General features: G+C 62.8%; 8 protein-coding genes. 4 read left to right on the top strand and 4 right to left on the bottom strand.

The window, feature by feature from the left end:
* Together EN943_RS31580 and EN943_RS37815 are read right to left on the bottom strand one after the other, a co-directional pair.
* A partial coding sequence (locus EN943_RS31580) for a GDP-mannose 4,6-dehydratase (protein WP_127415951.1) occupies positions 1-517 on the bottom strand: 517 nt, incomplete at its 3' end.
* The gene (locus tag EN943_RS37815; RefSeq protein ID WP_164778475.1) at positions 517-669 is read right to left on the bottom strand and encodes a hypothetical protein; all 153 of its coding nucleotides are present in this window, start codon (positions 667-669) and stop codon (positions 517-519) included. The genes EN943_RS31580 and EN943_RS37815, both read right to left, overlap by 1 nt.
* Before the next feature lie 450 nt (positions 670-1119).
* On the opposite strand from EN943_RS37815, the gene ppdK reads away from it, so the two are divergent.
* The 3 genes from ppdK (at position 1120) to EN943_RS31565 (ending at position 5928) form a co-directional block, all read left to right on the top strand.
* On the top strand, positions 1120-3798 hold the full coding sequence (gene ppdK / locus EN943_RS31575) for a pyruvate, phosphate dikinase (protein WP_127415950.1): 2679 nt from the start codon (positions 1120-1122) through the stop codon (positions 3796-3798).
* Between the two features lie 117 nt (positions 3799-3915).
* A complete protein-coding gene (locus EN943_RS31570) occupies positions 3916-5019 on the top strand; it encodes a glycosyltransferase family 9 protein (protein WP_127415949.1) in 1104 nt (367 codons plus the stop codon).
* Positions 5020-5187: 168 nt separating this feature from the next.
* Entirely contained in the window at positions 5188-5928 is a 741-nt protein-coding gene (locus EN943_RS31565; protein WP_127415948.1) for a polysaccharide deacetylase family protein, read from the top strand.
* A gap of 39 nt (positions 5929-5967) precedes the next feature.
* On the opposite strand, the gene EN943_RS31560 is transcribed toward EN943_RS31565, so the two are convergent.
* Both EN943_RS31560 and EN943_RS31555 read right to left on the bottom strand, forming a co-directional pair.
* Positions 5968-6357 carry a DUF427 domain-containing protein gene (locus EN943_RS31560; protein ID WP_127415947.1) on the bottom strand — a complete coding sequence of 130 codons (390 nt, stop codon included), beginning with the start codon at positions 6355-6357 and terminating at the stop codon, positions 5968-5970.
* Positions 6358-6498: 141 nt separating this feature from the next.
* Positions 6499-6855, bottom strand: a complete 357-nt coding sequence (locus tag EN943_RS31555; protein ID WP_127415946.1) for a hypothetical protein — start codon at positions 6853-6855, stop codon at positions 6499-6501.
* 183 nt (positions 6856-7038) lie between these two features.
* On the opposite strand from EN943_RS31555, the gene EN943_RS31550 reads away from it, so the two are divergent.
* The gene (locus tag EN943_RS31550) at positions 7039-8667 is read left to right on the top strand and encodes a fatty-acid--CoA ligase (RefSeq protein ID WP_127415945.1); all 1629 of its coding nucleotides are present in this window, start codon (positions 7039-7041) and stop codon (positions 8665-8667) included.
* Positions 8668-8887 lie beyond the last annotated feature (220 nt).

The following is an 8887-nucleotide window of genomic DNA, read 5'->3' as shown; positions in this document are numbered from 1 at the left end:
GGCTGTAGCTGTGCGCCATCAGCTCGTTGGCGCGCTTGGTCGCGGCGTAGAATTGCAGCGGGTGGTCGGCCGGCCGATGCTCGGAAAACGGCATGTCGGTGTTGGCGCCGTAGACGCTGGACGTGCTGGCATAGGTCAGGTGCGCGACGGCGCTGTTGCGGCAGGCCTCCAGCATGTTGGTGTAGGCGATGATGTTGCTTTCGACATAGGCATGCGGGTTTTCCAGGCTGTAGCGAACCCCGGCCTGGGCAGCGAGATGGATCACCCGGTCGAATGCATGATCGGCAAAGCAGGCGTCGACCACGCTTTTGTCAGCGAGATTGCCGCGAATGAAATGATAGCCGGCATTGGTCTTGCGGCTCGCCTCGTCCAGAAGCCGCAGCCTCGCCTCCTTGATCCGCGGATCGTAGTAGTCGTTGACGCTGTCGATGCCGACGACCTCGTCACCGCGCTCCAGCAGTCGCTTCGCTACGTGATACCCTATGAAGCCGGCCGCGCCGGTGACCAGAACCTTCATCAGAAACGCCCATCCGTGACATGCCTGGGGAACAGACCCTTGACGTCGTAGATGACGCCGGGGGTCTTGCAAAGCGCCATCAGGCCGTCGACGCCCAACGCGCGGAACGGCCTGTGGCCGACGGCCACGATGACGCCGTTAATGTCCTTCATTGCTCAGGACCGGACAATTATCCTCAAAGGTCGCGCCCATCACCAAAATCCGACTGCGAACGACCAAGAGCTACGACAGCGCGGCTGTGCCAGCAAGCATCTATTTCTCAGATCAACAGTGCGGGGAATTTTTGATCATCAGCATTGTTTGATACGATTGAAAAGCTACCGCCTGCAACGCACCAACGCCGAACGATAGGGCCAATAATGCGATGTAATTTCCGGCACGGCTTCGGCGATCCATCCCTTGGCAAGCCGCCTGGGAGCTGGGCCGATCGGTTTCGAAGCGCCGTATTCTGGGGCACGGCTTTGCTTAATCGATTGTAGTGGCCGGGCTGCTTTACCGACGCCTTGCCTTTCGCACTGCAGCATCATATCGCTCCAAGGACGGACCGGTGGAACTTTCCGTTTCGCCAATCTTTCCAGTCTCCTGCAACCGGAGAGCGATGCATGACCAAATGGGTTTTCACCTTTGGCGATGGTGCGGCGGAAGGCCGTGCCAGCGACAAGAATCTCCTGGGCGGCAAGGGCGCCAACCTGGCCGAGATGTGCAGCCTGGGGCTGCCGGTGCCGCCGGGTTTCACCATCACCACGGAGGTCTGCAACGCCTATTACGCCAATGGCCGTACCTACCCGGCCGGGTTGGAAGCCGATGTCGCGGTCGCGCTCGATCACATCGGCCGGCTGACCGGCCGTCGGTTCGGCGACCCGTCGAAACTGCTGCTCGTCTCGGTGCGTTCCGGCGCTCGCGCCTCGATGCCCGGCATGATGGATACCGTGCTCAATCTCGGCCTGAACGACGAGACGGTCGAGGCGCTGGCCGCCGATTCCGGCGATGCGCGCTTTGCCTATGACAGCTACCGCCGCTTCATCCAGATGTATTCCGATGTCGTCATGGGTCTCGACCATGAAGTGTTCGAGGAAATCCTGGAGGATCAGAAAGGCGGGCTCGGGCATGAGCTCGACACCGAACTGACGGCGCTCGAATGGCAGGGCGTCATCGCGCTCTACAAGGCCAAGGTCGAGGAAGAACTCGGCAGGCCGTTTCCGCAGGATCCACATGAGCAGCTCTGGGGCGCGATATCAGCCGTGTTCTCGAGCTGGATGAACAACCGCGCCATCACCTATCGCCGCCTGCACGATATTCCCGAAAGCTGGGGCACGGCGGTCAACGTCCAGGCCATGGTGTTCGGCAATATGGGCGAAACCTCCGCCACCGGCGTTGCCTTCACGCGCAATCCGTCGACCGGCGAAAAGATGCTCTATGGCGAGTTCCTGGTGAACGCGCAGGGCGAGGACGTCGTTGCCGGCATCCGCACGCCGCAGAATATCACCGAAGCGGCGCGTATCGCAGCGGGCTCGGACAAGCCGTCGCTGCAGAAGCTGATGCCGGACGCGTTCCAGTCCTTCGTCACCATCTCCGATAGCCTGGAGAAGCACTACCGCGATATGCAGGATCTCGAATTCACCATCGAGCGCGGCAAATTGTGGATGCTGCAGACCCGCTCGGGCAAGCGCACCGCCAAGGCGGCGCTGAAAATTGCCGTCGAGATGGCACAGGACAGGCTGATCACGAAGGAGGAAGCCGTCGCCCGTATCGACCCGGCCTCGCTCGACCAGCTGCTGCATCCGACCATCGACCCCAAGGCCGCGCGCGATGTCATCGGCATCGGACTGCCGGCCTCGCCCGGTGCCGCTACCGGCGAGATCGTCTTTTCCTCAGGCGACGCCGAGGACTTGAAGACGCAAGGCCGCAAGGCGATCCTGGTGCGCATCGAAACCAGTCCCGAAGACATTCATGGCATGCATGCAGCGGAAGGCATCCTGACCACGCGCGGCGGCATGACCAGCCACGCCGCGGTTGTGGCGCGCGGCATGGGCAAGCCTTGCGTCTCGGGTGCCGGCTCGCTGCGCGTCGACTACAAGGCCGGCACGCTGCTCTCGATGGGGCAGACCTTCCGCAAGGGCGATATCATCACCATCGATGGCGGCAACGGCCAGGTGCTGAAGGGCGCGGTTGCCATGCTGCAGCCTGAACTGTCAGGCGATTTTGCCGCCATCATGGGATGGGCGGACGCGGTGCGGCGCATGAAGGTGCGAACCAATGCGGAAACGCCGCTCGACGCGCGCATGGCGCGCTCCTTCGGCGCCGAAGGCATCGGCCTTTGCCGCACGGAGCACATGTTCTTCGACGGCGACCGCATCGTCGCCATGCGCGAGATGATCCTGGCCGACACCGAAAAGGACCGGCGCGCCGCACTCGCCAAGCTTCTGCCGATGCAGCGCTCGGACTTCCTCGAACTGTTCGAGATCATGGCCGGCCTGCCGGTGACGATCCGACTGCTCGATCCGCCGCTGCACGAATTCCTGCCCAAGACCGAGGCTGAAATCGCCGAGGTCGCCGCCGCCATGAACGTGTCGCCCGACAAGCTCAGGCAGCGCACCGAGGCGCTGCACGAGTTCAACCCGATGCTCGGCCATCGCGGCTGCCGCCTGGCCGTCTCTTACCCCGAGATCGCCGAGATGCAGGCGCGCGCCATTTTCGAGGCGGCCGTCGAGGCCGGCAAGAAGGCCGGCGCGCTGGTGGTGCCCGAAATCATGGTGCCGCTGGTCGGCCTGGTGAAGGAGCTCGACTACGTCAAGGCGCGTATCGATGCGGTTGCCAAGAGCGTCATGGAGGAAACCGGCGTCAAGATCGACTATCTGACTGGCACAATGATCGAGCTCCCCCGCGCGGCGATCCGCGCCCATGTCATCGCCGAATCGGCCGAGTTTTTCTCCTTCGGCACCAACGACCTGACCCAGACGACCTTCGGCATCTCGCGCGACGATGCGGCCTCGTTCCTGGAAACCTACCGCCAGAAGGGCATTATCGATCAGGACCCGTTTGTCTCGCTCGACATCGACGGCGTCGGCGAACTGGTGCGCATGGCCGCGCAAAAGGGCAAGGCGACGCGGCCCGACATCAAGCTCGGCATCTGCGGCGAACATGGCGGCGATCCGGCCTCGATCCGCTTTTGCGAAGAGGTCGGCCTCGACTACGTGTCCTGTTCGCCCTATCGCGTGCCGATCGCCAGGCTGGCGGCCGCGCAGGCAGCGGTGCTGGTTGCGAAGACAGGCCGCGGATAGGGTCCATCCAGCTTACCGTTTTGTAAGGCAATTCACGCGAACGTGCTGGCGGCGTCGCGTAATCTCGACATTGTTCCTGCCCAATTTGCGGCCATCGCAAATTGCTCCCGGAAACACATGCTGCAGATTTCTCCCGCGCCGTTCCACTCGATCCTGGTCATCCAAACCAAGTTCATAGGAGATCTCGTCCTCGCCTCGGCGCTCGCCAAGAACCTGAGGCTCGAATTCCCCGGCGCCAGCATCGTCTTTCTGTGCGAGGCCCGCTTCGAAAGCTTCGTCATGGCCCATGGTATCGCTTCCGAGGTGGTCGCATTCAGGCGCGACCGCATGCGCGGCACGCCCTTGGAGCGCGGGAAGGAGCTTTACGCCATGGTGCGGGCGTTGCGCCGCTTCCGATTCGACCTGACGATCGACCTGAGCGATTCGAAGACGTCGCGCATCGTCACCGGGCTCGTCAACGCAAAGACCCGTGTCGGTTACAATCCTTCCGAAAGACCTTTGCGTATGCTGGAGCGGCAGCCCGCCAACGTCTTTGCCAAGCCCTACGGCTTTGATGGCCAGCATTTCCTGTATCGCTACCTCTCGCCGCTCGAAGCGCTCGGCATCGAACTTCGTACGGTGATTCCGAACCTTCAGCCGCTGCCGTTGGAGACGGCGAAAGCATTGGCGCTGCTGGGTCAGCACCATCTGCGGCCAAACGCCTTCATCGCCGTGCATGCGGGTGCAAGCTTCGAGGGGCGACGTTGGCAGCCGGAGCGGTTTGCAGCAGTGATCGTCGAGATCGCCGGCGAGACCGGCCTGGACGTCGTCCTGGTGGGTGGCCCGGACGAGCGCGAGATCGCCGAACGCATCGTCGCCAGGACCGCGCCGTCGGTCGTCAGTCTCGTCGGTGACCTGTCGCTTGAAAGCCTGCTGGCGGTGCTGAAACAGGCCCGGCTGTTTCTTGGCAATGAGAGCGGCCCGATGCACATGGCCGCAGCCACCGGGACCCCGGTTGTCGGGCTGTTCGGTCTGACGGAGCCGTCGCGCTGGGGTCCCGTCGGCGTGCCCAGCATCTCGCTCCAGCCGCCGATGCCTTGCGCCTGCATGGCCGAGGACCTTTGCCGCGCGCCGGATCCCAGCAAGGCATGCTGCGTCTGGGGCCTGGAGGTCAAGCCTGTGGTCGACGCGGTGCGCGAGGTTCTTTCGCGCACCGAAATGAAGCTGGAACGCGCCATCTGAAATCATGCGTCGTATGCACGGCTCTCGACGCGGTGGAATGACCCCTTCGCCACAGGAACGGTCACATTGTCGCGTGGAACGCTTTTCTGCTATGCATCATCCCGATTTCCGCCTTCATGCGGGTCCTTGGGATGCCTGCTTGAAATGACGGGTCAGGAAATCGGTTTGATGCACCTGCTGAAAAAAAATCTCTGGATGATCGCCATGTCGTTGGCGATGATATCCGTCGGCCATGCCGCGCCGCTCGTCGAGCCGACGCTGCATATCAAACCGGAGGCGAGCGGCGCCGGCCGTGTGGCACTCACGCTCGATGCCTGCGGCGGGCAGACCGACAACCGGATCCTTTCGGCGCTGGTGGACAACAAGATCCCCGCCACCATTTTCGTGACCGGCATCTGGCTGAAGCGAAACGCCGCCGCCGTCGAGATCATGCGGGCGCATCCCGATCTGTTCGAACTGGAAAATCACGGCGGCCACCACATCCCGGCGGTCGACACGCCGCGGAAAATCTACGGCATCCGCAGCGCCGGCAGCCCGGATGCGGTGCTGGCCGAGGTCGAATCGGGGGCCGCCGCTCTTGCCGGGACCGGCGAGCCGGCGCCGAAATGGTTTCGTGGCGCAACCGCCGAATACAGCCCGTCGGCAATCGCCATGATCCGCAAGCTTGGCTTCAAGGTCGCGGGATTCTCGATAAACGGCGACGGCGGCTCTTTGCTCGGCGCCAAGGAAACCGCGCGGCGCATCGCGGCGGCCAAGGACGGCGACGTCATTATCTCGCATATCAACCAGCCGACCCATGCGGCCGGCGAAGGCGTGGTGCAGGGGCTGCTGGCGCTCAAGGCCAGGGGCTTGACCTTTGTGCGGCTCGACGATGCCGAGGGCATCGGCAATAACGGCACGACGGAGTGAGTGGCCAGCCGAGCTTATCCCGATGCCTTCGGCGTGGGCTCAGTCCGGTTTGGCTTCGATCGTGACCTTGCTGGCATAGAATGCGCCGTGGTTGCCGATTTCAGCCATCTCGTCGAAAGGCCGCTCGTAGGCCCACATGGCGTTGTGACCGGTCTCGCCGGCAGGCAGCACGCTCCAATAGCTTGCATCGCCCTTGTAGGGGCAATGGGTCGAGTGGTCGGTGCGGCCAAGCTTGCCGAAATCGATGTCGGCGAACGGAATGTAGAAGGCCGCCGGATAGGGAGCCTCGGTCAGCACCTTGGCCTTCGCTGTTGAAGCGATGACCACGTCTCCGGCACGCACGGTAACGGTGCCGGCATAGGGCTCGATGGTGATGATTTTGTCCGGGTTGCGTTGGAAACCGGGTGCGGGGTTGGCGATCTGATCCATGCGGGGCTCTCCTTGCGTCGACTTTAAGTGTGTCGCGCAAGCGCATTGCGCAAGCCACCATCGCCATCCAGCACGCAAAACTTGCCTAGCCGACGCCGATGGATCGCGGCTCGGAATCCTCGGGATACTTGTCGTCAGCTGTCAGGCAGCGGCCTTGAACACGTCCATGAGACCGGCATAGGCGGCAGCGATCCCGGCGACCGGGTTGCTGCTTCTCGATACGGTCTCGACCTTCAGGGGACCACCACCGGTCGGCAAGGTGAGCAGCAGGAACTGGCGGTTTCCGCCATCGCCGACCGACGCGGCCGCGACGTGCTGGTCCTCGCCCTGGTTCTGGACGCACATCTTGAACAGCAGCGTGCCGCCGACCGCTTCCAGCGCGCCGCCGACAACTTCAACAAATTCATCTTCGGAAACAGTCTTTGTGTCCGGCACCAGATCGGCCAAACTTTCGGCAAGCGTACTCTCGAGAGCCTTGTCGTCGAGCTGCGCGTCCATGCGAACCTCTTTCAGTCGCCAATCGCACCCCTTTGCCCGTTAACGAAGCTTAACGCCGACGATGGCCGGATTGTGGCGGTTTTTCACCAATGCGGCGCTCGGTGGTGCTGGCGGCTGGACAATCCGCCGGTTCGCTCCACAATAGCCCGAAAAGCACAACGCAAAAGCGTGAGGGAGGACCGAATGCTGGGACTGATGCAGGAATGGCCGCTGCTTTGCCATAAGCTCATCGACAATGCCGAGCGGCAGCATGGCGTGCGCGAGATCGTGTCGCGCTCGATCGAAGGGCCGATCGTGCGCACCACTTACGCCGACATCCATCGTCGCGCCCTGAAGGTCGCCCAGCGGCTGGAGCGCGACGGCTATGGGCTGGGCGATCGGATCGCGACGCTGGCCTGGAACACCGCACGCCATATCGAGGCCTGGTACGGCATCATGGGCATCGGCGCCATCTACCACACGCTCAATCCGCGGCTGTTTCCCGAGCAGATCGTCTGGATCATGAACCATGCCGAAGACAAGGCAGTCTTCGTCGACCTGACCTTCGTGCCGCTACTCGAGAAGATCGCCGGCGCCGTAAAATCGCTGAAACAGGTGATCGTGCTGACCGACAAGGCGCATATGCCGCCGACGACATTGCCCAACGCGGTCGCCTATGAAGACTGGCTTGACGAGGCGGATGGCGACTTCGCCTGGAAGACCTTCGACGAAAGCACCGCCGCAGGCATGTGTTACACGTCCGGGACCACGGGCGATCCCAAGGGCGTCGTCTACAGCCATCGTTCGAACGTGCTGCACGCCATGATCGCTGCCATGCCCGACGCCATGGGGCTGTCGTCGCGCGATACGATTCTGCCTGTCGTGCCGATGTTTCACGCCAATGCCTGGGGCCTTGGCCAGAGCGGGCCGATGATCGGCGCCAAGCTGGTCATGCCCGGCTGCAAGATGGACGGCGCCTCGATCTATGAACTGCTCGACACCGAGAAGGTGACCTTCAGCGCGGCCGTGCCGACCGTGTGGATGATGCTGCTGCAGCATCTGGAGGAGACCGGCAAGAAGCTTCCCTATCTCAACAAGGTCGTCATCGGTGGCTCGTCCTGCCCGCGCGCGATCATGACCAAGTTTCAGCAGAACTACGATGTCCAGGTCATCCATGCCTGGGGCATGACCGAAATGTCGCCGCTCGGCACGCTGTGTACGCTGAAGCCGGACTATGCCGGTCTTGAGGGCGAAGCCCGGCTCGATGTCCAGCAGAAACAGGGTTACCCGCCGTTCGGCGTCGAAATGAAGGTGACCGACGACGACAACAATGCGCAACCCTGGGACGGCACGACATTTGGCCGCCTGAAAGTGCGTGGGCCGGCCGTTGCCCGGGCCTATTATGGCGGCGCCGGCGTGGAGCAGTTCGACGAGGATGGCTGGTTCGACACCGGCGACGTCGCCCACATCGACGCCGGCGGCTATATGCAGATCACCGATCGCGCCAAGGACGTCATCAAGTCCGGCGGCGAATGGATTTCGACCATCGACCTCGAGAACCTGGCCGTCGGCCATCCCGATGTCGCCGAGGCGGCAGCCATCGGCGTTCAGCATTCGAAATGGGGCGAACGGCCGCTGCTGGTCGTCGTCCGCAAACCGGGCAAGGAACCGAGCAAGGCTGATATTCTCGACTTCATGGACGGCAAGGTGGCCAAATGGTGGATGCCGGACGATGTCGCCTTCGTCGGTGAAATTCCGCACACCGCCACCGGCAAGATCCAGAAGATCACCTTGCGCCAGCAGTTCAAGGACTATCGCCTGCCGACGGATTGACGGGAATGTTGTGTCTTTCGGCTTCAAGCCGCTGCCAAAAAGTTCTAAGTCTCCGTTCGGGTTGGGGCAGCGCAGAAAACGATGGTTAGCATTCCCGCACGGCAAACGTCGAAGGCGGCCGGATGGTCGCGGCGCACGGCCGCTTTTTCGTTGGTGTTGCTGCTGACGGTCTTCGTCGGCCATCGCTTCGATCTCGTCGAAACACCGGTCTTCCTGTGGG

The organism is Mesorhizobium sp. M7A.F.Ca.US.006.01.1.1 (assembly GCF_003997935.1).
Taxonomy (GTDB): Bacteria; Pseudomonadota; Alphaproteobacteria; order Rhizobiales; family Rhizobiaceae; genus Mesorhizobium.
The sequence above is the reverse complement of the archived record's forward strand: the minus strand, read 5'-3'. Positions and strand labels throughout refer to the sequence as shown.